We start from the raw sequence: 23,896 nt of genomic DNA, 5'->3' as shown, positions 1-23,896 counted from the left end.
GGCATCGGGATCGTCGCCCAGGGCAGCGACGCCGCCCACACCGCCGCCGACGTGGTGCTGCTCGACGGCAAGATCGAGATGCTGCTCGACGCCCTCAACGAGGGCAGCCAGCTGTGGCAGCGGGTGCAGGCGGCGGTCGCGGTATTGCTGGGCGGCAACGCCAGCGGCGCCCTGTTCGCCATCCTCGGCAGCGCTCTGACCGGCCGGGCGCCGTTGAACACCCGCCAGTTGCAGTTGGTGAACATCGTGATCGACGCGTTCCCCGCCACGGCGCTGGCGATCAGCAAGCCCCGGCGCCCGATCCCGTTCTCGGGCAGCGGGCCGGACGAGAAGGCGCTGCTGCGTGCGGTGGCGCTGCGCACCTCGACCACGGCCAGCGCCACCATCGCGGCGTGGTTCCTGGCCAGGCTCACCGGTTTCCCCCGGCGCGCCGCCACGGTGGCCCTGGTCGCGTTCGTGACCACCCAGCTGAGCCAGACGCTGTTGGAGTCGCGGTCGCCGCTGGTCGCGGCCACCGCGGGCGGCTCGTTCGCGGTGCTGGCGGTGCTGATCAGCACCCCGGTCGTCAGCCAGTTCCTGGGTTGCACCCCGCTGGGGCCGATCGGCTGGTCACAGGCGCTGGGGTCGGCGGCGGTGGCCACCACCGCATCGGCCGTCGCGCCGCGATTCTTCTCGCGTGCCGGCGCCGACGATGCTGGGGATGCCTGAGGTCGATCACGCGCGAAGCGCCGACGTCAGCCGGCGGGTTGCCACCCGGGGCCGCGGAACAGGTGGCCCAGCACCGCCCGCCAGCTGCGCGCCGTCTTGAGGTCGCGCCAGATCGCGACGTACTCGTGGGTGGCCACCCGCAGCGGATTGAAGGTGTCGATGTTCTTGGTCAGCCCGTAGACGGCCGGCTCGTTCTCGGGCTCGAAGGTGCCGAACAGCCGATCCCACACGATGAGGATTCCCCCGTAGTTCTTGTCGAGGTAGCTCGGGTTCGCGCCGTGGTGCACCCGGTGATGCGACGGGGTGTTGAAGACGAATTCGATGGGCCGCCAGAGCTTGTCGACGCGTTCGGTGTGGATGAAGAACTGGTAGAGCAGGCTGACGGACTGCTGGAGCAGGATCATCCACGGGGCGAAGCCGGCGAAGGCCAGCAGGATCCAGAACGGCACCGAGGTGAACGGCGTCCAGGTCTGGCGCAGGGCCGTGGACAGGTTGTAGTGCCGGCTGGAGTGGTGCACCACGTGGCTGGCCCAGAACACCCGGACGGTGTGGTGGGTGCGGTGGTACCAGTAGTAGGCGAAGTCGTCGGCGACGAACAGTGCGATCCAGGTCAGCGGGTTGGCCGCGGGCAGGTGGACGGGTGCCAGCAGGTAGGCCGCGCTGAAGATGGCCAGCACCGCCAGCTTCCACCCGATGTTGATGATGACGTTGCCGATGCCCATCGCCAGGCTGGTGCCGGTGTCGCGCAGTTCGTACCCGCGCTCGTCGTCGTCGGGCCGCACGGCGAACGACACGGCTTCCAGGATCAGGCAGAGCACGAAGACCGGAATGGCGTGGGCGATCAGGTCGAACATGGGAGCTACTCCCCTTCCTGGGCGCCGGCCTGGCAGGCCGTGACGAACCGGGTCAGCAACTCGTCGGCGAGGCGGTAGGCCGCGTCCTCGTCTGCCGTCGCGATGGCGGCGGCCAGGTCGATGTGGGCGCTGCGGTCGGCGAACTCGGCGACCCCGAGCGCGTAGATGGCGTCGCGGCCCATCTCGTCGTACGCCGCGACCAGGGTGTTGAGGGCGAGCCGGTAGGCAATATTCTCGGAGCCGTCAATTACGGCGATCCAAAACGCCAGGTCTGCCTCGGCCAGCGCGTTGAGGTCGTCGACGAGCGGGTAGGCCGCCGCGGCAGCGGTGATCGCGGCCCGCTGCTCCGGAGAGGCGTTGCGCGCACACAGCCGTGCGGCGTCCGCGGCGATGGAGCGTCGCATCACCGCGACGTCGCCGATGATCTGGCGGGTGGGGATCGCCCCGGCCACCGCCAGCCCGGTCAGGGCATCCAGCCCGGCGCTCTGCCGCCAGTCGAGCACCCGGGTCTTGCCGCCGTGACTGATCCGGATCAGTCCCGCCTGCTGCAGCCGTTTGAGGGCTTCGCGCACCGCGTGGCGGTTGACCTGCAGAGTCAGCGCCAACTCCCGCTCGGAGGGAAGTGCCTCACCGGCCGGCAGGCGTCCGGTCAGGATCTCCTCGACGAGGCGCACGAAGATCGTGTCCGACAGCGCGGTCCGCGAGATAGGCGCAAGGTCCATGGGCTCCATGGTGGGACAGCGCCGCCGCACTGGTCAACTGGTTGGACCAGTTATCTGGGTCACACCTCGGCGGCGCCGTCGACGTAGATCCGCAGGTCGTCCTGCCAGGGCTGCAGCTCCACCATGTCCGCCACCTTGACGTGGCCGCGCTCGAACTCGCCGGTGGCCGCGTCCACCAGCCGGTAGGTCTGCGTCTGCCGGTGGATCGGCTGGGCGTCCAGAATCACCACCCGCACCTCGCCGGGCTCGAATCCGCAGCGCTGCTGCAACGCCTCGATGAGCTGCTCGTTGGTCATGTGGCCGTCGCCGAAGTTCCAGCCCACCGCCGTCGAACAGATCCGCTCTCCGTCGGTCAGCGAGTAGTCGCTCTCGTCGCCGTCGGCCATCGCCCGGTGCGCCAGGCTGAACAGCGCCCGGCCGTGGGTGTTGAACCCGCGGAAGGCGTACCCCATGTAGATGGGGATCTGGGCGGCCTCGGGGCTGCCGTAGAAACGTTCCAGCTGCGCGGCGGGCATGCTGGCGATCGCGACGATTCCCCGCGCGATCTTCTCTTCGGCCGACGGCTTCAGGCACCACAGCGTGGTGTCCCAGTTACCGGCGTAGTAACGCATCCCGGGCAGGAACGAGATCTTCTGCGGGAACAGGTTTCCCAGTACCACGGTGCCGGCGCTGACGGCGAACAGCAGGGCCACCGGCAGCGGATTGGTGATGTCGGACAGTCCCAGGTCGGCGTGTGCGACAAACAGCGACAGCACCCCGAAAATCATGAAGACGTTCCATTCCAGCGGCACTCCCATCGGAATGGCCGCGAGGATGCCCAGGTGGAAGGCCACCATCACGGTGGCCGCGATGGCGGTGGGCAGGCCACCGTGACAGAAGAACAGCGGCAGCGGCACCAGCATCTCGATCGCGGTGCTCACGTGCGCCAGCGCCTTCGACGGCCCGCCGGGGCGCAGGTCGTCGGGGAAGTTCTTGAAGAAGGCGCGTTTGAGGGCCTTCGGCCGGATCAGCGGGTTGTTGCTCATCATCGTCGAGATCACGAACGGGAAGTGCCGGTTGAGCTTGGAGGTGGCCGCCCCCACCCAGATCACCATGAAGATCGCCTTGGCCGCGACGATCATGTCGGCTCCGGTGAACAGGAACGCCGCGGCCAGCGGCGCGTAGACCTCGCCGCGGGCGGCCAGGAAGATCACCTTGTCGCGCAGGCCGAGCACCGCCAGCACCGCCAGAATCGCCACGATCTGCCAGTGCGGCAGCACCCCGATCTCGGTGCGCAGTGCGGCAATGGGGCCGGTGCCGTCGGAGACCAGCGCCACCAGCAGCAGCACCAGCAACGCCGCGTAGAGGGCTGCGTCCAGGGGGGTGCGGGCGGTGCCCGAGGTCAGCGGTATGCGCCCCGGCCAGGGTGGCAGCCGAATGGTGCCGGGCCGCAACCAGTACAGGATCGATCCCATCGGCGGAAAGAAGCGGTTGTTGAGCGGGCCGAAGCCGCAGCCCAGGCCGATCACCTCGAACAGCATCGTGTAGAGCACGACCTTCTCGAAGACGATCGGTTCGCTCCACCACTGCCGCACCTCGGCAAATCCGTCGATGCCGGTGGTGGTCAGCGCGAACAGCCAGGCGCCCAGGATGTACAGGCCGATCTTGAACACGTAGAACAGGTGCAGCACCACCGGGGTGCCGAAACCCACCTCCGCCCAGTGCCGGGCCATCGGCCGGATCTTCTCGCTGCGCGTGCCCTTGCTCCATTCCGGGAAGTCGACAACGGGCAGTTGAGGTTTGAGAAATCCCATGCAGCCAGACTAGAACGTGTTCTAGATCTGCGGGCCGAAACCCGTTCCCGATCGCGGCCGCCGCGCCGTCACACCGCCTTGAGGACGCGCTGCGGGCTGCCCGAGTAGGCGCTCAGCGGGCGGATCAGCGCGTTGGACGCCGTCTGCTCCATGATGTGGGCGGTCCAGCCGGTGATGCGGCTCATCACGAACAGCGGGGTGAACATCGGGATGTCGAAGCCCATCAGGTAGTAGGCCGGGCCGGTCGGGAAGTCCAGGTTGGGCTTGATTCCGGTGGCGGCGAACATCTCGGTCTCCAGGATGCGGTAGATGTCCAGCCAGGCCCGGCCGCCGCGGGCGGCAGCCACCTGCTCCAGCGCCGCCTTCATGGTCGGCACCCGGGAGTCGCCGTGCTTGTACACGCGGTGACCGAAGCCCATCACCTTCTCCTTGCGCGTCAGCTTGCCGTGCAGCCACGCCGCGGCCCGGCCCGGCTCACCGATCTCGATCATGTCGTGCATGACGGCCTCGTTGGCGCCGCCGTGCAGCGAGCCCTTGAGCGCGCCGATGGCCGCGGTGACCGCGCTGTAGATGTCGGACTGGGTGGAGGTGACCACCCGCGCGGCGAACGTGGAGGCGTTGAAGCTGTGCTCGGCATACAGCGTCATGGACTGCTCGAAGGCCGCCACGATCACCGGATCGGGCACCTCGCCGAAGCACATCCGCAGGAAGTTCTCGGAGTAGCCCAGGTGGGTGTGCGGCGCGATCGGGACCAGACCGCGCCGGCGGCGCATGTCGGCGGCCACGATGGTGGGCAGCACCGCGAACATTCGCAGCGCCTTGGTGAAGTTCGCCGACTCGGACGGGTCGTCTTCTTCGGCGTCCTCGGCGCCCAGGTAGCTGATCGCAGTGCGCACCACGTCCATCGGATGGCAGTTCTCCGGCAGTTTGTCCACCAGCGACAGCAGCGAGCGGTCCGCCCGCCGCGCCGCCCGCTCCCGCTGACAGAACAGTGCCAGCTCGGCGTCGCTCGGCAGCTCGCCGTGCCACAACAGGTAGGCGACCTGCTCGAAGGTGCAGTGCGCGGCCAGATCCTGCACGGGGTAACCGCGGTAGGTCAGGGAGTTGGTCTCCGGCACCACCTTGGAGATGGCGGTGGTGTCGACGACGACGCCGGCGAGTCCTTTGCGGATTTCCGGCACGTCCGGGGAGATCGTCACTGGGCCGCTCCTAACGTGAAGGTGAAGATGTCGTCATCGAATTGGCTGTACTCGGCGTAGCGCAGCAGCTCGTAGAGCCGGCTGCGCTGCTGCATCCGATCCAGGAGCCCGGATTGCGTTCCGGCCGAATCGATCTCCCGCAATCCGGCTTCGACGGCGAACATCGCCAGCCGCAGCGTGGTGACCGGGTAGATGACGGCGTTGTAGCCGAGGTCGCCCAGTTGGGCGGCGGTGAGCAGCTCCGATTTGCCGAACTCGGTCATGTTGGCCAGCAGCGGCGTGGGCACCGCGGCGCGGAATGCTTCGAATTCGGCCGGCCCGCGCAGGGCTTCGGTGAAGATCAGGTCCGCCCCGGCGTCGGCGTAGGCCTTCGCCCGGTCGATCGCGGAGGCCAGTCCTTCGATGCCGGCGGCGTCGGTACGAGCGCAGATCACGAAGTTGGGGTCCCGGCGGGCGGTGACCGCGGCCCGCAGCCGCTTGACCATCTCGCCGACCGGCACCACGGCTTTGCCGTCGAGGTGCCCGCATCGCTTGGGGTTGACCTGGTCCTCGAGGTGGCATCCGGCCAGCCCGGCGTCCTCGAGCACTGTGACGGTGCGTGCGGCGTTCATCGGCTCGCCGAAGCCGGTGTCGGCGTCGATGAAGGTGGGCAGGCTGGTGGCCGCCGCGATCTGTGCGCCGCGCCCCGCCACCTCGGTCAGCGTGGTCAGCCCGATGTCCGGCAGCCCCAGGTCGGCCGAGAGCGCCGCACCGGAGACGTAGACGCCCTCGAATCCGATCTCGGCCACCAGTTTGGCGACCAGCGGCGAGAACGCCCCCGGGAACCGTTGCAACCGGCCCGATTGCAGACCGGCCCGCAGTGCCGCCCGCTTGTCCGAAGGGGCGGCCGTGGCCCCGAGCGGCCCGCTCACCGGAAGATCCCGTCGGGTGTCGCCGGTGCCTTGTCCAGAACCGCGGGCTCGACGAGGATGTTGAGCTCGCTGAGCTGACTGCCGCTCAGACCCGCAAGTCCTTCGGCGGCGGCGAGGAACCGCTCTTGTTCGGCCGTGGTCACCACGCCCTCGGCGAGCTCGGTGAACTTGGCGATGTACTGCTTGCGTTCGAACGGCCGGGCCCCCAGCGGGTGAGCGTCGGCGATCGCGAGCTCGTCGGTGATGACTTCGCCACTGGCCAAGGTGATCTCGGCGCGCGCCCCGAACGCCTTCTCGCCTGGGTCGGTCGAGTGGTAGCGCCGGGTCCACTCCGGATCCTCGACGGTGGAGATCTTGCGCCACAGTGCGATGGTCTCGGGCCGGTGGGCACGTTCCGGGCTGTAGGACCGCACGTGGTGCCAGCTGCCGTCCTCCAGGGCGACGGCGAAGATGTACATCACCGAGTGGTCCAGGGTCTCCCGCGAGGCGTCGGGGTCGAACTTCTGCGGGTCGCCGGAGCCGGTGCCGATCACGTAGTGGGTGTGGTGGCTGGTGTGCAGCACGATGGTGGCCACCTGGCTCAGGTCGGCGATCCGCTCGCGGAGCCGCTTGGCCAGGTCGATCAGGGCCTGGCTCTGGTATTCCGCGGAGTACTCCTTGGTGTAGGTGTCCAGGATGGCGCGCTTGGCCTCGCCGGGTCCGGGCAGCGGGACCTGGTAGGTGTGGTCCTTGCCCGAGAGCAGCCAGGCGATCACGCCGTCTTCGCCCTCCCAGATCGGGGCCGGCGCGCCCTCGCCGCGCATCGCCCGGTCCACGGCCTCGATGCCGACCTTGCCGGCCCAGGCCGGCGCGTAGGCCTTCCAGCTGGAGATCAGGCCCTTGCGGGACTGGCGGGTGGCGGTGGTCAGGTGCAGCGCCTGACCGACCGCGGAGTAGATGACCTCGGGGTCCAGCCGCAGCATGGTGCCGATTCCGGCGGCCACCGACGGGCCGAGGTGAGCGACGTGGTCGATCTTGTGCTCGTGCAGGCAGATGCCCTTGACGAGGTCGACCTGGATCTCGTAAGCCGTGGCCAGGCCGCGGATCAGGTCGTCGCCGGAGAGCCCGAGCTGCTGGGCGACCGCCACCAGCGGTGGGATGTTGTCGCCGGGGTGCGAGTACTCCGCGGCCAGGAAGGTGTCGTGGAAGTCCAGTTCGCGCACCGCGGTGCCGTTGGCCCAGGCGGCCCATTCGGCCGAGTAGCTGCCCTTGACGCCGAAGACCGCGGCGCCCGGGGCCGCCGGGTGCGCCAGGGCCTGGCGGCGGGCCACGGTCACCGGCCGGCGCAGGACCGAGGCCGCGCTGACGGCGGCGTTGTCGATGATCCGGTTGACGATCATGGCGGCGGTGTCGTCCGGGACCGCGACCGGGTCGGCGGCCACCTGCGCGATCTTCCACGCGAGATGCTCGGAGCGGGGGAAGTCCTCGGCACTGCGGCGGGTCCGCACATCATGTAGCTGCATGTTTCACACCCTACGCAGAGCCGCGACCTGCCGAAACTGACGGGAAAAGTGGATTTCTGCGTCCTGGATTCCCCGGTTTTGCAAACCTTGCGAACCCACCGTGGGGTTACCCTGCATGGCATGGCACCTCCGACCTCCCGGACCTTCGCCGGAGCCAGGCTGCGCCGTCTGCGTGAGGAGCGCGGCCTCACGCAGGTGGCGCTGGCGCGCACGTTGAACCTGTCGACCAGCTACGTCAATCAGCTCGAGAACGACCAACGGCCGCTCACCGTTGCGGTGCTGCTGGCGCTCACCGAACGTTTCGGCCTGCCCGCGCAGTACTTCTCCGGCGACGGCGATGCCCGGCTCGTCGCCGAACTGCGTGACATGTTCACCGCGACTGCCGGCGAACACGCCGCCAGCGAAGGACAGATCGAGCAGCTGGTGGCGCGCATGCCCGAGATCGGCAACAGCCTGCTGACCATGCACCGCCAACTGCGTGCGGCCACTGAGGAATTGGAATCCTACCGGTCGCGGGTCTCGGGTGACGCGGCGCAGTCGGTGGCCGGGCCCATGCCCTTCGAGGAGGTCCGGGACTTCTTCTACGACCGCAACAACTACATCGGCGAGCTCGACAATGCCGCCGAGCGGTTGTTCATCGACACCGGGATGCGTTTCGGCGGATTGGACATTCAGCTGGCTGCACTGATGAAGGAACGTTTCGGCATCACCGTGGCGATCGTCGACGACCTTCCCGCGGGCGCCAAACGCATCTTCGATCCGGCGACGCGGGTGCTGCGCGTGGCGCACTGGCTGCTGGCCGGCCAGCGCGCGTTCCAGATCGCCACCCAACTGGCGCTGCTGACCCAGCAGGAGCTGCTCGCCGACCTCGTGGCCCAAGACCCGTCCCTGAGTCCGGAGGCACGCGGGGTGGCCAAGATCGGGCTGGCCAATTACTTCGCCGGCGCTTTTCTGTTGCCGTACCGGCAGTTTCAGCGATCCGCGGCCGACCTACGCTACGACATCGACCTTCTGGGCCGCCGTTTCGAGGTCGGTTTCGAGACGGTGTGTCACCGCCTGTCGACACTGCAACAGCCCGGACGACGCGGGGTGCCGTTCATCTTCGTCCGTACCGACAAAGCGGGCAACATCTCGAAGCGGCAGTCGGCTACGGCGTTTCACTTCAGCCGGGTCGGCGGCAGCTGCCCGTTGTGGGTGGTCCACGATGCGTTCAGCCAGCCGGGCCGCATTGTCACCCAGGTGGCGCAGATGCCCGACGGGCGCAAGTACTTCTGGATCGCGACCACCACGCCGCCCGAGGGGCGCGGCTATCTGGGGCAGCACAAGAGTTTCGCCGTGGGCCTGGGGTGCGACCTGGCCCATGCCGACGAGCTGGTGTACTCCACCGGTGTCGCCCTCGATGACGCGGCCACGGTGGTGCCGATCGGAGCGGGCTGCAAGATCTGTGATCGCCAGGCCTGCCCGCAGCGGGCCTTCCCCTATCTGGGCCGGCGGGTGGTCGTCGACGAGAACGCCGGCACCGGGCTGCCCTACTCGCCGGTCGCGGCGGACGGCGCCGGGCGCCGGTAGAACAACACCAGTTGACCGATGGCGCCGGCCAGTCCCAGGCCGAGCGAGATCCACAGGCCCGACCAGCCTTTCTGCCAGCAGTGGCCGAAGATCTGGTGGTCGGCGCTGAGGTAGCCCGGCCCCAGCATGGCCACCACGACGGCGCCGGCAGCCAGCACCAGGTTGTACTCCCAGCCGTTGGTGAGCACGAAGAAGCCGTTGGAGCGGTGCACGGTCCATACCGCCACCGCCATCAACGCCACGAATCCGGCGGCCGCGATCGGGGTGAACAGCCCGACGGCCAGCGCCAGCCCGGCGGCGATCTCGGTGATCGCCGCGGTCAGCGCCGCGAACTTGCCGTACTTCATGCCGATGCTTTCGAACCATCTGGCGGTGCCGGGGATACGGCCCCCGCCGATGAACTTGTTCAATCCGTGGGCTGCCATGGTCAGACCCAGAACAAGACGCAGGAGCAGCAGTGCGACATCAGCAGAGGTGGCCATCTGCTCAAACTACAACGCGGCGTCCAACAGTCGCAGATATACCTCGATATCGGGGATCGCCGACTGCGCCGCGTGCACGCTGATCACGACGGTGTCGCCGATCCCGTGCACGCCGTGGGTCAGTCCCATCGCCGGGGACAGCGCAGGAAACCCGGCGGTCAGCAGTACCGGTTCGGCGCCCAGTCGCAGGTCTGCGGCGCCGCGGTGCACGCTGGAGACCACGGTGTTGCCGGCGACCCGCTGCGGGCGCACATCAGGGTCGAAATGGTCTACGCCCCAGCGCAGCAACACCGCAGGCGTCGCGGCGAAGGCGCGGTCGGCGGCGGCGGTGGCCGGGTGCCGGCTCCGGAGCCGGCCCGTGGCGATATCGGCGGCGATGCGCTGACAGCGGGCGTCGTGGTCCAGGTGCGGATACAGCCCGACCGTCACGTTGCCGAAGTGGTTGTGGGCGTGCCGCGGACCGGCTTTGGCCATGGGGATTTCGGCACCCAGTTCGTCGCAGTGCCCACCGAGATATTCCGACAGGGCCGCGGACACCGCGGCGAGCACCCCCACGGTGACCGTCGGCCCGCCCACGTCGGCGCGCTGCCGCACCAGGGTGCGGACGGTTCGGCCGCCGGCCGGCCGGTTGTTGGTGGCCAGCGGTGGGCGATCGCCGACGGCGGGCGGTAACAGTCCCGTCCGGGTGTCCTCGACGCGGCGGCGGTGGGCACGTGCCGCGACCACCGCACGCCAGGGCAGGAACCCGGACCGCGGTGCGGGCACCGCGGGTACCGGCGCGGGACGCCCGAACAGCCAGGCGGCCAACGCCGAGGACCGTTGGCCGTCGGCAAGGGCGTGCGCAATCTGCAGCACCGCCACCGTGCCGGCACCGCGATGCCCGGGAATGTCGTGCACGGGGGCGAACACATGCAGGCGCCACGGGTTCACCCCGACGTCGAGCTGGTCGTCGGTGAGCCCCACGATGGTGTCCAGGCAGCCGGCCCAGCTGTCGGCGGGTGCCCGATGACGGATCGCCGTCGCCGGCTCGGTCCGCGGCACCCAGCGCGGGTAGCGCAGCCGGCCGGCGTCGGCGACGCGGATGTTGAGATCCGGGGCCGCCCGGGCCCGGTCGAGCACGTCGGCGATCGCGCCGTCGAGGTCGGCCGGTACCCCGGCGAAGGCGTAGAGCAGGAACTGGTCGCTGGGGATCTTTGCCGACATCCAGGCGAACTGCGCGTCGATGGCGGCCATCCGCCGCGCGGCGGCCACCGGGTCAGGCCCCGCTCATCGGCTCAGGAACGCCAGCACCTGTTCGGCGACCTGCTCGGGCTGCTCGAGTTGCAGGAAGTGGCCCGCGTTTTCGACGATGGCCACCGCGCTGCCCGCGGGCAATGCCGGCTGCATCAGCTGCGCGAACTGCACGGACATGCAGCCGTCGGTGCGCCCGTGCAGGTACAGGGTCTGCAGTTGCGGCAGCTGCAACCAGTACCGGTGCAGATCGGTGTAGGGCTCGGGGGCCCGCAGGCTGCGTAACGCCCGGTAGGGCCCCAGGGCGGCGCGCCAGCCCTCCGGCGTTCCGATGGCCGCGTCGACGTGGCGCAGATCCTCCTCGGCGGGATATCCCGGCGACCAGCGCCGCCACAGCAGCGGCAGCACCCAGGACGCGGAGCGCTCCGGCAGCCACGGCAGTTGGAAGTAGCTGATGTACCAGCTGCGCAGCAATTGCGGCGGCACCTGGCGGGCCAGCGAGAGCCGGTCTGTCCCGCCGACGGCGCGCAGCGCGGCCGGTGGCGGCACCGACATGATCACCGCCTTGGTGAACGGGCTGTCAGGCATCGCGGCCAGTCCGGTGGCGGCGATCGCGCCCCAGTCGTGACCGATCACCACGTCACGGCCGGTGTCGCCGACAGCGGCGTGCGCCCGTAGCGCGTCGTGGATCAGGGCGCCCACGTGGTAGCTGCCGTCGGCGGGGATCGCCGAGGGCGCATATCCCCGCATGAACGGCGCCACCACATGCCACCCGGCGTCCACCAGCCGCGGCGCCAACCGGCGCCACCCGTAGGCGGTGTCGGGAAAACCGTGCAGGCACAACGCCACCGGGTCACCGGGGGTCCCCCAACTCAATGCCTTGAGTTCGACCCCGGGTGCCGGCACGTCGATCCACCGCGGTTCACTCATCACTTACCCCTCACGGCCGGGCAGGCGTTTGCGTCGACCCTGTCGTCCAACCTATCTACCATCTGGGAATGCGCACAGCCCAGACCGTCCAATACGACGGCGTCGACGGAGTAACGCTGGTCGCCGACGAATGGAACCGGGGCGCAGCTGATGCGGCCGGCCACCCGACCATCGTGCTGCTGCACGGCGGCGGCCAGAATCGGCACTCCTGGCACAAGACCGGCCAGATCTTGGCCGACCGGGGCTATCACGTGGTCGCGCTCGACACCCGCGGCCACGGCGACAGCGATCGGGCGCCGCACGCCGACTACGCGATCGAGAAGCTCACCGCCGACGCGCTGGCGGTGATCGACGCGATCGGCCGGCCGGTGGCGCTGATCGGGGCCAGCATGGGCGGGCTCACCGGCATTCTGGTGGCCGCGCAGGCCGGGCCGCAGCGGGTGACCAAGCTGGTGCTGGTGGACGTGGTGCCGCGTTACGAGAAGGACGGCAGCGCCCGCATCCGCGACTTCATGGCCAGCCACCTCGACGGTTTCGACTCCTTGGAGCAGGCCGCCGACGCGGTGGCCGCCTACCTGCCGCACCGCCGCAAGCCCCGCAGTCCCGAAGGGCTGAAGAAGAACCTGCGGTGGCGCGACGGGCGGTGGTACTGGCACTGGGATCCGGCGCTGATGACCAAACCCGATGACGACCCGGCACTGCGCACCGAGAAGATCGAGGCGGCCGCCATCGGGCTGCAGATCCCGATCCTGCTGATCCGCGGCAAGCTCTCCGATGTGGTCAGCCCGGACGGTGTCGCGGATTTCCTGTCCAAGGTCCCCGGCGCGCGGCTCGTGGAGCTGTCCGGCGCCGGGCACACCGCCGCCGGCGACGACAACGACGCCTTCAGCGCGGCCGTCGTCGAGTTCGTGTCGGGGCCTTGACGGGGTGGCTCGCGCCGCCGTGGATCGCGGCCTACGTCCTGGCGGTGGTGGTGGCCGGCCAGGGCCTGGCGCTGGCGATCGTGACCGCCCGGCTGCGGCGGGCCCGCGCCGACGTCGAGTCGCTGCGCGGGCGGGTCGATGCCCGCAACATGCTGCTGACCAGCGGGCGGGAGGCCGTCAAGACGGTATGGCAGACCGCGAACCTGGTGCGCGAGCAGGGTTTCGGCGCGGCGGTGCGCAGTTCGATCGAGGATCTGGCCGACTGGGCGGCGGTGGAGCGCCCCGACCTGGCCCGGCTGGCCCCGGACGGGCATGTGGTGGTGCTGTTCACCGACATCGAGGGGTCTACCGAACTCAACGAGCGGATCGGTGACCGCGCCTGGGTGAAGCTGATTGCCCGCCACGACGAGGCGGTGCATCGGCTGGTCGCGGCGCACCGCGGGCATGTGGTGAAAAGCCAGGGCGACGGCTACATGATCGCCTTCGCCGATCCCGAACAGGCGGTGTGCTGCGCCCTGGCCATTCAGCAGGCGCTGCAGGCCCGGCGCGGGCGCAAACCCCAGCAGCCGATCCGGGTGCGCATCGGGGTGCACATGGGCCGCTCCGTGCGGCGCGGCGACGACCTGTTCGGCCGCAACGTGGCGATGGCCGCCCGGGTGGCCGCCGCGGCGCAGGGCGGCCAGATCCTGATCAGCGGGCCGGTCCGCGACGCGGTCAAGGACTGCGCGGGCATCACCGTCGGCGCCGGGCGCGACGCGGAGCTGAAGGGCTTCGCCGGCACCCACCGCCTCTACAGCGTCGACGCCGCCGGCGTCACCGCCGAGTAGGCCGCGCTAGTCCGCGCCGCCGGCCTCGGCGAGACGCTCATGCAGGCGGGCGCGGATTTGTTCGGGCGTGTAGGCCCGCCGCCGGCGCTGATCCCGCGCCACCAGCACTCCCCCGGCGGCAACGCCCACCACGCCCGCCAGGCCGATCCATTTCCAGATGCTGCGCACGATCACACCCTAGGGTGCTGGGCGTGGACGAACACACCGTGACATTGGAACGGGCGCTGGCCGAAACGCGCACCGGCGACATCTGGTTGTTCCGGGGCCGCTCCGGCCCGGACCGCGCGATCCAGACCCTGTCCAACGCCCCGGTGAACCACGTCGGTATGACGGTGGCCCTCGAGGATCTGCCGCCGCTGATCTGGCATGCCGAACTGGGCGACAAGTTGCATGACTTCTGGACCGGCACCAACCACCGCGGGGTGCAGCTCAACGACGCCCGGGCAGCCGTCGAGCAGTGGACGGGCCGCTATGAGCAGCGCTGCTGGCTGCGCCAGCTCAGCGGGACCATCACCCGCCAGCAGGAGAACCAGCTGCTGCAGGCGATCGCGCGGATGGACGGCACCGCGTTTCCCACCACCGCGCGGCTCACCGGCCGCTGGCTGCGGGGGCGGCTGCCCACCGCGCGCGACTGGACGCGCGGGATTCCGTTCCTGGACCGCAAGGTCGAGGAGATGACGCGGCGGCGCAAGGCCCGCACCGGCAAAGTGACGTTGCAGACCGCCTACTGCGCCGAGACGGTGGCCATCACCTATGAGGAGATGGGCCTGCTGTCGACTGACAAGAACTCGAACTGGTTCGATCCCGGCTCGTTCTGGAGCGGCGACATCTTGCCGTTGACCCCCGGGTATCAGCTGGGCCGGGAGATCACGGTCGTGCGCTAGGCCCTAGGCGATCGCAAGCGCGGCGAAGCCGGGTGAAGCGGGTCGCCGTGATGACCTCAGTCGACGGTCAGCTCGCCCATCGCCGACCAGTCCGTCGCGTCGATCTGCTGGCTGATGATCTTCGGTGTCGACACCAGCGCCTGCGGCATGTCGGCCGTGGCCTGCCGGAAGTGCTCGCTGTTGACGTGCGCGCTGCCGGCCTCACCGTCGCGGAACGCCTCGACGAGCACGTACTCGTTAGGGTCGTCGAGACTGCGCGACCACTCGAACCACAGGTTGCCCGGCTCCGCCCGGGTGGCTTCGGTGAACCCGGCCACCAACTGTGGCCAACGCTCCGCCCACTCCGGCTTGACCGCGAATTTGACGACGATGAAGATCACCGCTGCTGTCCCACCTCCAGGGTGCTGTGTACCGGTGTGACGTTAGCAGTCAGATCCAGTACCGGGCAGTGCTTTTCGACCGCCTGCTGCAGTTCCCGGTAGCGTTCCTCGGTTTCCGGGCCGGTCACGGTGATGACCACGCGCACCTGGCTGAAGCCGGGGCGAACGTCGTCGTCCAGACCGAAGAAGCCCCGGACGTCCAGGTCACCCTCGGCGCGCCCGGTGATGTCTTCGACCGCGATGCCCAGCTTCTCGGCCCAGTAGCGCCAGGTGACGATCTGGCAGGACAGCAGGGAACCCAGGTAGTACTCCACCGGGTTGGGGGCGGTGTTCTCGCCGCCGAGCGCCGGCGGTTCGTCGACCTCGATGCTGTACTGGCCCAGGGTGACGGTGCTGGCCACCGCGTCGTGGCCGACCGCGGAGGCACTGAAGACCACTTGCGAGCCGGCGGGGTCGGCAGCGGCGGGGTCGCTGGTGGCCGCGACGACGTCGGCCAGGCGATTCAGGGAGGTAGTCATGCGGGCAAGGCTAGAGAGTCGGCCTCGGATCGGGCAACGACGCGGTGGCGCGGTTGCCCGATGGAATACCATTTGCCGCCGCCACGGGATAGCCTGAGCGGCGTGGAGGTACTACGGCACGTAATAGTTCTGCTGCACATCGTCGGGTTCGCGGTGACGTTCGGCGCGCTGGTCTCCGAAGCCGCGGCACGGCGCTTCGAGCTCACCAAGGTGATGGACTACGGCGTGGTGCTGTCCTTGCTGACCGGCCTTGCGCTGGCCGCCCCCTGGCCTGCCGACGTGGTGCTCAACTACCCCAAGATCGGGACCAAGCTGGTGATCCTGGTCGCCCTCGGTGCCGTGCTGGGCATCGGCCGCGCCCGCCAGCGCAAGTCAGGTGAGGCAGCTCCTCGCCCGCTGTTCTACGCCGCCGGCGCACTGGTGCTGACCGCCGCCGGGCTCGCCGTCATCTGGTAGCCGGGGGATTTCCTGGCTCGTTCAGGCATTCAATCTGCCTGATCCCAATCGGGCGTAAAGCCGATACCGTCGTTGTCATGGCCGATGGCGACATCCGTGCCGCTCTGGAGGCGCATTGGGCGTCATCGGATGCAAACGACTTCGAGGCCGAACACCGCATCTACCGGGCTGATGCGGTTCTCGAATATCCCCAGTCGGGTGAGCGGATCCGCGGTCGCGACCATATTCGGGCGTCGCGAGAAGCCCAGCCGAACGCCAAGCGCTTCACGGTCCGGCGCATCCTCGGCGGTGGTGAACTGTGGATCAGTGAACTCGTCCTCACCTACGACGGCAAGCCGTCCTATGTGGTGAGCCTCATGGAGGTGGTGGACGGTCAGGTCGCTCGCGAGACGCAGTATTTCGGCGATCCGTTCCGCCCCGGGCCGTCGCGCGTTCAATGGGCCGAACCCATCGACTGACCGCGAGTGTGGGCGTGGACGAACAGCATCGCCAGGTGCTCTTACTCTTGAGCCGATGGACATGATCGACGACGAAGGCCCGTTCTTCCATGGCACCAAGGCCGAACTGGCGGTCGGGGACCTGCTCACCGCGGGCTTTCGCTCCAACTACCGGTCCGAGATCGTGATGAACCACATCTACTTCACCGCGCTGCTCAGCGGCGCCGGGCTGGCGGCCGAGCTCGCCGCCGGCGACGGGGAACCGCGGGTGTATCGCGTCGAACCGACCGGGGAGTTCGAGAATGACCCCAACGTCACCGACAAGAAGTTCCCCGGCAACCCGACCCGCTCCTACCGCAGCAGCGAACCGCTGCGGGTTGTCGAAGAGGTCCTTGATTGGCCGCGACTGACGCGCGAGGCGCTTCAGGAGTGGCGTGATCGGCTGGCCGCGCTGCGCGCTGACGGGCTCGACGAAATCATCAACTGAGCGACGCTCGCGAAGACATTGCTTGCCGAGACCACCCGCTGCACTACGGCGGCGCCGCCGGCGGCCACTGCGCGGTACGGGTGGGTGGCACGCTCGATGGACAGCCGCACCGCGTCGAAAAGCCCGGTCACCTGGCGCCGCCTGGCACGAAGCTTGACCAGGTAGTGGCCTGCGACGCACGCCGCGGTCACCACCACAAGAATCCACAGGACAGCCGCGACCAGATAGATCGCCTCCACCACCGACATGAGGATGAGACTCCCCTATCGCCGTCGCGGTGAGGTCACCGGTGAGACACACGTCGGCGACTTCTCTGCGGCAGGCCAGACCCCGCGGGTCAGGTGGCGCTGCGGCCGTCGGACAACGCGCGCAGGAGCTCCTCATCCGGATCCGTCACCGCTGGGTCGGTCGCTCCGTCGGTGAGCAGCCGACGCCATCGTTCCAGGTCGAAATCCAGCGGCACGGTGCTGGTTATGAAGTCGTCGACGAGGTCGGCGAACCGCAGCGGGTCGTCACGGAACGGGAAATGCCCGGAATCGACGAAGGTTTCCAGCCGCGAATGCGGCATGGCGGCGTGTGCGAGCTTGGCGTGCGAGTACGGCAGCACCAGATCGTGGGTGCCCCAGACGATCATGATCGGGAGTCGTTCGGTGAGATAACTGCGGTCGAGCATGGTGACCATCTGCCCGCGCCAATCCACCACGGCGCGAAGCGTCCGCACGAACGCCGCCCGCTTGTTCGGCGACCTCAAATCACCGAGCACACGCAGGATCTCGGGAAGATCGACCAGCAGCGGCGGCAGGCTCACGTTGTCGAGCCGCCCCCGAACCATCCGAAGCGCTGTCTCGAATCCTGGCACCGACAGTGCGGCCAGCGCCTGTGGTGCGGCCGGCAGCGACGCCAGCCGCAGCGCGGGGTTGACCTCGCGCTTCACGCCGCCGGCGGCCACCAACACCAGCCGCTCAACCATCTGCGGGTACTGGTAGCAGAACTGCATCGCCACCCCGCCGCCCAAGGAGTGCCCGATGACCGTCACTCGATCAAAGCTCAAGACCGACAGCAGATCTCGCATGCCGTTGGCGAACGCGGCAACGGAGTAGTCAGCGCGCGGCTGATCCGAGAGCCCGTGACCGAGCAGATCCGGGGCGATCACCGTGTACTTCTGCGCCAGCAGCGGGATCAGCGGCTCCCAGGTCGACGAGTTGTCGCCGATCCCGTGGATCAACAGCAGCGGCGGCCCGTCCCCGGCCACCCGATACGCCCGGAGATAGCCATGCACGGTTCGGTATTCGACTCGGATCGGGTCATCCGAGACCGGCCGCAATCGCGGCTTGTCCGCAGCCATCCGGGGCTCCCTCTATCCGCAGGTACCGATAGCTAACCGCCTAATTGCCCATTGCGCACCAGATGTTTCGACAATTTAACGTGCGAACCCGCTCACACCCGCTGGGTCAGCTCGCAGCAAACGCCACCATCGAAATCTCCAGCATCAACCACTGGTTCAAAACGGCGTTCGCACCAGCCCTACACGTTGAACCGGAACTCCACCACGTCCCCGTCGGCCATGACGTAGTCCTTGCCCTCCATGCGCACCTTGCCGGCGGCCTTGGCCGCGGCCATCGACCCGGCCTCGACCAAGTCGTCGAAGGAGACCACCTCGGCCTTGATGAAGCCCTTCTCGAAGTCGGTGTGGATCACCCCGGCCGCCTTCGGCGCGGTGTCGCCCTGGTGGATGGTCCAGGCCCGCGCCTCCTTGGGGCCGGCGGTCAGGTAGGTCTGCAGCTTCAGGGTGTGGAAACCGGCGCGGGCCAACGCGTCCAGGCCGCGTTCGGTCTGCCCGATGGACTCCAGCAGTTCCATCGCCGACTCGTCGTCGAGTTCGGCGAGCTCGGCTTCGATCTTGGCGTCGAGGAAAACCGCGTCGGCCGGGGCCACCAGCTCGCGCAGCGCGGCCACCCGCGCCTCGTCGGTGAGCACCGTCTCGTCGGCGTTGAACACATACAGGAACGGTTTGGTGGTCAGCAGGTTCAGCTCGCGCAGCGGGGCGGGGTCCACCCCGGCCGCGAACAGGGTCTTGCCGGTGTCGAGGATCGCCGCGGCGGCCACGGCGGCCTCGTGCACGGGCTTGCGGTCCTTGTTGTTGCGGGCCTCTTTCTCCAGCCGCGGGATCGCCTTCTCCAGGGTCTGCATGTCGGCCAGTATCAGCTCGGTGGCGATCACCTCGATGTCGGCTTCGGGGTCGACCTTGCCGTCCACGTGCACCACGTCGTCGTCGGAGAAGACCCGGACCACCTGGCAGATGGCGTCGCATTCGCGGATGTTGGCCAGGAACTTGTTGCCCAGCCCGGCCCCCTCCGAGGCGCCCTTGACGATGCCGGCGATGTCGACGAACGTCACCGGCGCCGGCAGGATCCGCTCGGAGCCGAAGATCTCCGCCAGCTTGGCCAGCCGGGGATCGGGCAGCGGTACGACGCCCTCGTTGGGCTCGATCGTCGCGAACGGATAGTTGGCCGCCAACACATCGTTGTGCGTCAACGCGTTGAACAGGGTCGACTTACCGACGTTGGGCAACCCCACAATTCCCAGGCTCAGGCTCACGGGAAGCCAAGTCTAGAGCGCCGCGCGTGCCGCCGTGCGCCCCCGCCGTCGCCAGCCGGTACCGTCTTCGTGTGGCAGTAGCGCGGGAGAAGTCGGCAGTGGCCGCGGACGACCGTTCCATCTTGCCGACCATCGCCGGGCTGCCCTGGTGGAGTGCGGTCGCGGTGGCGGTGGTCGCGGCCGCGGTCGGCGTGGCCTTTGACGCCGGCTCCGGCGACAAAGAGCTGACCATCGTCTTCTCGACCCTGTACGCCTTGGGCTGCCTGGCCGCGGTGCTCATGGTGCAGCAGTCGGCGGTGTTCACCACCGTGGTCCAGCCGCCGCTGATCCTGTTCGTCGTGGTGCCCGCCGCGTACTGGATGTTCCGCGGCGGCGGCTTCCCCGGCCTGAAAGCCATCGTCATCAACTGCGGATATCCGCTGATCGAACGCTTCCCGCTGATGCTGTTCACCGCCGCGGCGGTGCTGCTGATCGGGATGGTGCGCTGGTATCTGGGCATGCTGGACGCCAGCGCCCGACCCGCGGCCCAGAAGCCCGAAACCCCGCAGCGGGCCACCCTCAGCGGCCGCCTCGGCGCGCTGCTCGGCACGGTCCTCAATCGCGACGCCGCGCATGCCATCGAGCAGCCGGCCACCCGGGACAAGCGTCCCGGTGAGCGTCCCCGCCGGGCCACCGCGGAGGCCCGCCGGGCCGCGCGGGAGACCTCGGCATCGCGATCCCGCCCCCGCGCGGGTGAGCGTCGTGGCGCGGCCGGCGGCGCAGCGCCGACCCGTTCGCGGCACGTGCGCCCGGGCATGGACGACGGGACCGGGCAGCGCCCGCGCCGTCGCCCGGCCGCCGAGGGCCGCGGCGACTCCCCGCAGCAGCGGCGGCGCCGCCCGGCGCCCGACGCCCGCGACGAGCGCCAGCCCCGCCGGCGGCCCGCCCCGGACTGGACCGCCGAGCCGCGGCCCGTCGGACGCCCGCCGCACGACTCGGCACGCAGCAGTGAGCGCTCCCGCGCTGCCCGAGATGTACCGGGGCGCGGCTACCGGCCCGGTGAGGCGCCCGAATCGGTTTCCCGCCGCCGCCAGCCGCCGCCCGCCGAGGGCCGCGGCGCCGGCACCCGGCATCCGGTCTCGCAGGTGCGCTACCGCAAGTCCGGCGGCGACGACGCCGAGGCGCAGCCCCGTACCCGCGCGCGCCAGGCCCGCGGGGAAGCGGACTCCTGGGAGTTCGACATCTGATTGGCGCCAGGGCGCTCGGTGCCCGCGCTCGCGAACCGCGTCAGCGGCGATTGGGCCGAATCTCGCGGGGCAGGGCAAACACCAGCGTCTCGTTGGCCGTGGCCACCGGGAACACCGTGGCGTAGCCGTACTCGGCCAGCCGCTCCAGCACCCCGCGGACCAGGATCTCCGGTACCGAGGCACCCGAGGTGACGCCGATGGTCTGCACCGGCCCGGATTCGGGTGACAGCCACGCCGGGTCGATGTCGTCGGCGTAGTCCACCAGGTGGGCGGCACCGGCACCGGCACCCAGCGCCACCTCCACCAGCCGGTTGGAGTTCGACGAGTTGCGCGACCCCACCACGATCACCAGCTCGCACTCCGGGGCCATCGCCTTGACCGCGGTCTGGCGGTTCTGGGTGGCGTAGCAGATGTCGTCGCTGGGCGGATCCTGCAGGTTGGGGAACCGCTCCCGGAGCTTGACCACGGTCTGCATCGTCTCGTCCACGCTGAGCGTGGTCTGCGACAGCCACACCACCTTGTTCTCGTCGCGCACCCGCACCGAGTCCACCGCGTCCAGGCCGTCGACCAGCTGCACGTCGTCGGGCGCCTCACCGATGATGCCGACCACTTCCTCGTGGCCGGCGTGGCCGATCAGCAGGATGTCGTAGCCGTCGCGGGCGAACCGCTTCGCCTCGTTGTGCACCTTGGTCACCAGCGGGCAGGTCGCATCGATCACCCGCAGGCTGCGCTCGGCGGCCGACTCGTGCACGGTCGGGGCCACCCCGTGCGCGGAGAACACCACCATCGCGCCCTCGGGCACCTCGTCGGTCTCGTGTACGAAGACCGCGCCCTTGTTCGTCAGGGTGTCCACCACATGCTTGTTGTGCACGATCTCGTGGCGCACGTACACCGGTGCACCGTGCTTCTCCAGCGCCCGCTCCACGGTCTCCACCGCCCGGTCCACTCCCGCGCAGTAGCCGCGCGGCTCGGCCAGTAACACCCGCTTCCCGGTGTGGGTGGCGGGGACGGGCGATCCCGGGTTGGCAGAGCTCTCCACATCGAGGGTCGGCGGCATGGCACCCAGCGTACGGTCTGCCGACTCGGGACCGCCAGCTCGCGGCACGCCACCCGATACTTGGAGATGAACGGCAGGTAAGGCAGGCTGGAGCCCATGGCAAATGCACCCTTTGGAGTCCGGCTTCTGGTCGGCGCGGCCACCGTCGCGGTCGAGGAGACCATGAAGCTGCCGCAAACCATCCTGACCTACCCGATGACGCTGGCCAGCCAGGCCGCGCACGCGGTGATGCGCTGGCAGCAGGGCGTCGCCGAACTGGTCAACAAGGGCGACTCCACCCTCGAGTCACTGTTCCCGCCCAAGGACGAGCAGCCGGAGTGGGCCACCTTCGACGACGACGTCGACGACGGCGGGAGCGCCGCGGCCTTCGACGACGCCGACACCGGCCAGCGCACCGAAGGGCGCTTTGCGCTCTATTCGTTCAGTGACAGCAACGAGGACGGCGACGACGCCGACGATGCCGTGGCCCCGCCGAGCGCGCCCGCCAAGCCCGCCGCCGAGGCCAAGGGCGGCCAGGACGCGGGCGCGGAGGTGCCCGTCCCCGACCTGGTCGACGAACTGGACTACGGCTCGCTGACGCTGGCCCAGCTGCGGGCCCGGCTGGCCTCGCTGAGCCTCGACGAGCTGGAGACGCTGCTGGCCTACGAGGAGGCCACCAAGGCCCGGGCACCGTTCCAGACGCTGCTGGCCAACAGGATCACCCGCACCACCGTCAAGTGACCGGCCCCGCCCCGGGCGAATCCGCCGAGAACCCGTTCCCGGTCCGCGCGGTTGCCGTCCGGGTCAAGGGCTGGATCGACCGGCTGGGGTCGGTGTGGGTGGAGGGGCAGCTGACCCAGATCAATCTGCGCCCCGGGGTACGCACGGTGTTCATGGTGCTGCGCGATCCGGCCGCCGACATGTCCCTGACGGTGACGTGCAGCCCCGAGCTGGTGTCCGGGTCGCCGGTCAAGCTGACCGAGGGCACCCAGGTGGTGGTCTGCGGCAAGCCCAACTTCTACACCGCCCGGGGTACCTTCTCGCTGCGATTGAGCGCCATCCGCCCGGTGGGCATCGGTGAGCTGCTGGCCCGCATCGAACGGCTGCGCCGGCTGCTGGACGCCGAGGGGTTGTTCGATCCGCGGCTCAAACGGCCCCTGCCGTTCCTGCCGGGCACCATCGGCCTGATCACCGGGCGCGCCAGCGCCGCCGAGCACGACGTCATGTCGGTGGCCGGCACCCGCTGGCCGGCGGTGCGCTTCGCCGTGCGCAACACCGCGGTGCAGGGGCCGACGGCTGTTGCGCAGATGGTGGCGGCGCTGCGCGAACTCGACGCCGACACCGACGTGGAGGTGATCGTGCTGGCCCGCGGCGGCGGCAGTGTCGAGGACCTGCTGCCGTTCTCCGACGAAACCCTGTGCCGGGCGATCGCCGCCTGTACCACCCCCGTGGTCAGCGCGATCGGCCACGAGCCGGACAGTCCGCTGTGCGATCTGGTCGCCGACCTGCGCGCGGCCACCCCCACCGACGCAGCCAAGAAGATCGTCCCGGACGCCGCCGCCGAACAGGCACTGGTCGACGACCTGCGCCGCCGCAGCGCCCAAGCCGTGCGGAACTGGGTGGTGCGCGAGGACCGCGTGCTCGCCCAGTTGCGCAGCAGGCCGGTGCTGGCCGACCCGCTGCGCGCGCTGACCGAGCGCGGCGACCAGGTGCAACGCGCCCTGAGCGCGGTGCGCCGCGATGTGATCCGGCTGATCGACGTCCAGACCGAACGCGTGGCGCATCTGTCGGCGCGGCTGGCTACGCTGGGCCCGGCCGCCACTTTGGCGCGCGGCTACGCCGTGGTCCAAACCGTCGCCGCCGGCGGGCCGCAGGTACTGCGCTCGGTCGAAGACGCCGCGGCGGGCACCCGGTTGCGGATTCGGGTCGCCGACGGTGCGATCGCAGCGACAAGTGAAGGACGTATCGATGGCAGCTGAGCGCGATCCGCTGACACCCGTTAGTGAGCTCGGCTACGAGCAGTGCCGCGACGAGCTCATCGATGTGGTGCAGCGCCTGGAGCAGGGCGGGCTGGACCTCGACGCCTCGCTGAGCCTCTGGGAAAGGGGCGAGCAGCTGGCCAAACGGTGCGAGGAGCACCTGGCGGGCGCCCGCCGCCGGGTGCAGGAAGCGCTCGACGCCGAGCCCGGCGACGAACCCCAGGCGTGAATTCGGCCACTGGAAC

28 protein-coding genes are annotated in these 23,896 nt (G+C 69.5%); 12 read left to right on the top strand and 16 right to left on the bottom strand.

All coding sequences use genetic code 11. The features are described 5' to 3' along the window. Positions 1 to 708: cation transporting ATPase C-terminal domain-containing protein (locus tag AWC02_RS00700; protein ID WP_165757809.1), on the top strand; the 708-nt coding region annotated here is incomplete at its 5' end. 26 nt (positions 709 to 734) lie between these two features. Here the strand turns inward: AWC02_RS00700 and AWC02_RS00695 are convergent. The 6 genes from AWC02_RS00695 to prpD form a co-directional block, all read right to left on the bottom strand. Continuing rightward, positions 735 to 1,562: a sterol desaturase family protein gene (locus AWC02_RS00695; protein WP_085126315.1), complete on the bottom strand. Its 828-nt coding sequence runs from the start codon at positions 1,560 to 1,562 to the stop codon at positions 735 to 737. Between the two features lie 5 nt (positions 1,563 to 1,567). Beyond that, entirely contained in the window at positions 1,568 to 2,284 is a 717-nt protein-coding gene (locus AWC02_RS00690) for a FadR/GntR family transcriptional regulator (RefSeq protein WP_085126313.1), read from the bottom strand. A gap of 59 nt (positions 2,285 to 2,343) precedes the next feature. After that, the gene (locus AWC02_RS00685; RefSeq protein ID WP_085126311.1) at positions 2,344 to 4,077 is read right to left on the bottom strand and encodes a DUF3556 domain-containing protein; all 1,734 of its coding nucleotides are present in this window, start codon (positions 4,075 to 4,077) and stop codon (positions 2,344 to 2,346) included. 68 nt (positions 4,078 to 4,145) lie between these two features. Further along, on the bottom strand, positions 4,146 to 5,276 hold the full coding sequence (locus tag AWC02_RS00680) for a bifunctional 2-methylcitrate synthase/citrate synthase (protein WP_085126309.1): 1,131 nt from the start codon (positions 5,274 to 5,276) through the stop codon (positions 4,146 to 4,148). Continuing rightward, complete coding sequence (gene prpB, locus AWC02_RS00675) at positions 5,273 to 6,187, bottom strand: methylisocitrate lyase (RefSeq protein ID WP_085126307.1); 915 nt, start codon at positions 6,185 to 6,187, stop codon at positions 5,273 to 5,275. Before prpB ends, AWC02_RS00680 begins: the two co-directional genes overlap by 4 nt. Further along, the gene (gene prpD / locus AWC02_RS00670; protein WP_085126305.1) at positions 6,184 to 7,689 is read right to left on the bottom strand and encodes a 2-methylcitrate dehydratase PrpD; all 1,506 of its coding nucleotides are present in this window, start codon (positions 7,687 to 7,689) and stop codon (positions 6,184 to 6,186) included. The genes prpB and prpD overlap by 4 nt, the downstream gene beginning before the upstream one ends. A 120-nt stretch (positions 7,690 to 7,809) precedes the next feature. Between prpD and AWC02_RS00665 the strand changes: the two genes are divergently transcribed. Continuing rightward, complete coding sequence (locus AWC02_RS00665; protein ID WP_085126303.1) at positions 7,810 to 9,258, top strand: short-chain fatty acyl-CoA regulator family protein; 1,449 nt, start codon at positions 7,810 to 7,812, stop codon at positions 9,256 to 9,258. Here AWC02_RS00665 and AWC02_RS00660 read toward each other — a convergent pair. From AWC02_RS00660 to AWC02_RS00650, 3 genes are read right to left on the bottom strand one after another with little or no spacing between them, the layout of a single operon-like run. Next, a complete protein-coding gene (locus AWC02_RS00660) occupies positions 9,219 to 9,740 on the bottom strand; it encodes a DoxX family protein (RefSeq protein ID WP_085126301.1) in 522 nt (173 codons plus the stop codon). The genes AWC02_RS00665 and AWC02_RS00660 overlap by 40 nt on opposite strands. A 9-nt stretch (positions 9,741 to 9,749) precedes the next feature. Continuing rightward, positions 9,750 to 10,973 carry a WS/DGAT/MGAT family O-acyltransferase gene (locus AWC02_RS00655; protein WP_085126323.1) on the bottom strand — a complete coding sequence of 408 codons (1,224 nt, stop codon included), beginning with the start codon at positions 10,971 to 10,973 and terminating at the stop codon, positions 9,750 to 9,752. Positions 10,974 to 11,006: 33 nt separating this feature from the next. Further along, on the bottom strand, positions 11,007 to 11,900 hold the full coding sequence (locus tag AWC02_RS00650) for an alpha/beta fold hydrolase (RefSeq protein WP_085126300.1): 894 nt from the start codon (positions 11,898 to 11,900) through the stop codon (positions 11,007 to 11,009). A gap of 68 nt (positions 11,901 to 11,968) precedes the next feature. On the opposite strand from AWC02_RS00650, the gene AWC02_RS00645 reads away from it, so the two are divergent. Further along, positions 11,969 to 12,823, top strand: a complete 855-nt coding sequence (locus tag AWC02_RS00645) for an alpha/beta fold hydrolase (protein ID WP_085126298.1) — start codon at positions 11,969 to 11,971, stop codon at positions 12,821 to 12,823. After that, positions 12,820 to 13,650: an adenylate/guanylate cyclase domain-containing protein gene (locus AWC02_RS00640; RefSeq protein ID WP_085126296.1), complete on the top strand. Its 831-nt coding sequence runs from the start codon at positions 12,820 to 12,822 to the stop codon at positions 13,648 to 13,650. The genes AWC02_RS00645 and AWC02_RS00640 overlap by 4 nt, the downstream gene beginning before the upstream one ends. 6 nt (positions 13,651 to 13,656) lie before the next feature. On the opposite strand, the gene AWC02_RS20925 is transcribed toward AWC02_RS00640, so the two are convergent. Then, on the bottom strand, positions 13,657 to 13,818 hold the full coding sequence (locus AWC02_RS20925; RefSeq protein WP_109560804.1) for a hypothetical protein: 162 nt from the start codon (positions 13,816 to 13,818) through the stop codon (positions 13,657 to 13,659). 23 nt (positions 13,819 to 13,841) lie between these two features. On the opposite strand from AWC02_RS20925, the gene AWC02_RS00635 reads away from it, so the two are divergent. Next, a complete protein-coding gene (locus AWC02_RS00635; protein WP_085126321.1) occupies positions 13,842 to 14,534 on the top strand; it encodes a guanylate cyclase in 693 nt (230 codons plus the stop codon). A gap of 56 nt (positions 14,535 to 14,590) precedes the next feature. Here the strand turns inward: AWC02_RS00635 and AWC02_RS00630 are convergent, their stop codons facing one another. Together AWC02_RS00630 and AWC02_RS00625 are read right to left on the bottom strand one after the other, a co-directional pair. Beyond that, positions 14,591 to 14,914, bottom strand: coding sequence for a putative quinol monooxygenase (locus AWC02_RS00630; RefSeq protein WP_085126294.1), 324 nt, complete (start codon positions 14,912 to 14,914; stop codon positions 14,591 to 14,593). Further along, a complete protein-coding gene (locus AWC02_RS00625) occupies positions 14,911 to 15,432 on the bottom strand; it encodes an OsmC family protein (protein WP_085126292.1) in 522 nt (173 codons plus the stop codon). Before AWC02_RS00625 ends, AWC02_RS00630 begins: the two co-directional genes overlap by 4 nt. Positions 15,433 to 15,534: 102 nt before the next feature. Here AWC02_RS00625 and AWC02_RS00620 point away from each other — a divergent pair, with 102 nt between their 5' ends. The 3 genes from AWC02_RS00620 (at position 15,535) to arr (ending at position 16,812) form a co-directional block, all read left to right on the top strand. Beyond that, positions 15,535 to 15,888, top strand: coding sequence for a Fe-S protein (locus AWC02_RS00620; protein ID WP_085126290.1), 354 nt, complete (start codon positions 15,535 to 15,537; stop codon positions 15,886 to 15,888). Between the two features lie 77 nt (positions 15,889 to 15,965). Beyond that, positions 15,966 to 16,346 (top strand): nuclear transport factor 2 family protein, encoded by a 381-nt coding sequence (locus tag AWC02_RS00615; RefSeq protein WP_085126288.1) that lies wholly within the window; start codon positions 15,966 to 15,968, stop codon positions 16,344 to 16,346. 55 nt (positions 16,347 to 16,401) lie between these two features. Continuing rightward, complete coding sequence (gene arr / locus AWC02_RS00610) at positions 16,402 to 16,812, top strand: NAD(+)--rifampin ADP-ribosyltransferase (protein ID WP_085126286.1); 411 nt, start codon at positions 16,402 to 16,404, stop codon at positions 16,810 to 16,812. Here the strand turns inward: arr and AWC02_RS00605 are convergent. The 3 genes from AWC02_RS00605 to ychF form a co-directional block, all read right to left on the bottom strand. After that, the gene (locus AWC02_RS00605; RefSeq protein WP_207567967.1) at positions 16,749 to 17,060 is read right to left on the bottom strand and encodes a hypothetical protein; all 312 of its coding nucleotides are present in this window, start codon (positions 17,058 to 17,060) and stop codon (positions 16,749 to 16,751) included. The two genes, arr and AWC02_RS00605, sit on opposite strands and share 64 nt — an antisense overlap. A gap of 89 nt (positions 17,061 to 17,149) precedes the next feature. After that, a complete protein-coding gene (locus tag AWC02_RS00600; RefSeq protein WP_085126284.1) occupies positions 17,150 to 18,157 on the bottom strand; it encodes an alpha/beta fold hydrolase in 1,008 nt (335 codons plus the stop codon). A 179-nt stretch (positions 18,158 to 18,336) separates the two neighbouring features. Then, positions 18,337 to 19,410: a redox-regulated ATPase YchF gene (gene ychF, locus AWC02_RS00595; protein WP_046317178.1), complete on the bottom strand. Its 1,074-nt coding sequence runs from the start codon at positions 19,408 to 19,410 to the stop codon at positions 18,337 to 18,339. A gap of 71 nt (positions 19,411 to 19,481) precedes the next feature. On the opposite strand from ychF, the gene AWC02_RS00590 reads away from it, so the two are divergent. Beyond that, a complete protein-coding gene (locus AWC02_RS00590; protein ID WP_085126282.1) occupies positions 19,482 to 20,636 on the top strand; it encodes a DUF6542 domain-containing protein in 1,155 nt (384 codons plus the stop codon). A gap of 40 nt (positions 20,637 to 20,676) precedes the next feature. On the opposite strand, the gene AWC02_RS00585 is transcribed toward AWC02_RS00590, so the two are convergent. Then, entirely contained in the window at positions 20,677 to 21,693 is a 1,017-nt protein-coding gene (locus AWC02_RS00585) for a 4-hydroxy-3-methylbut-2-enyl diphosphate reductase (protein WP_085126280.1), read from the bottom strand. Positions 21,694 to 21,789: 96 nt separating this feature from the next. On the opposite strand from AWC02_RS00585, the gene AWC02_RS00580 reads away from it, so the two are divergent. Genes AWC02_RS00580 through AWC02_RS00570 form a run of 3 tightly spaced genes read left to right on the top strand, consistent with a single transcriptional unit; the run spans position 21,790 to position 23,880 of the window. Continuing rightward, positions 21,790 to 22,413: a lipid droplet-associated protein gene (locus AWC02_RS00580; RefSeq protein ID WP_085126278.1), complete on the top strand. Its 624-nt coding sequence runs from the start codon at positions 21,790 to 21,792 to the stop codon at positions 22,411 to 22,413. Beyond that, positions 22,410 to 23,651: an exodeoxyribonuclease VII large subunit gene (gene xseA / locus AWC02_RS00575; protein ID WP_085126276.1), complete on the top strand. Its 1,242-nt coding sequence runs from the start codon at positions 22,410 to 22,412 to the stop codon at positions 23,649 to 23,651. The genes AWC02_RS00580 and xseA overlap by 4 nt, the downstream gene beginning before the upstream one ends. Further along, positions 23,641 to 23,880 carry an exodeoxyribonuclease VII small subunit gene (locus AWC02_RS00570; RefSeq protein ID WP_085126274.1) on the top strand — a complete coding sequence of 80 codons (240 nt, stop codon included), beginning with the start codon at positions 23,641 to 23,643 and terminating at the stop codon, positions 23,878 to 23,880. Before xseA ends, AWC02_RS00570 begins: the two co-directional genes overlap by 11 nt. The last annotated feature ends 16 nt before the right edge of the window (positions 23,881 to 23,896 follow it).

Source organism: Mycolicibacter engbaekii, assembly GCF_002101585.1.
Lineage (GTDB): Bacteria > Actinomycetota > Actinomycetes > Mycobacteriales > Mycobacteriaceae > Mycobacterium > Mycobacterium engbaekii.
The sequence above is the reverse complement of the archived record's forward strand: the minus strand, read 5'-3'. Positions and strand labels throughout refer to the sequence as shown.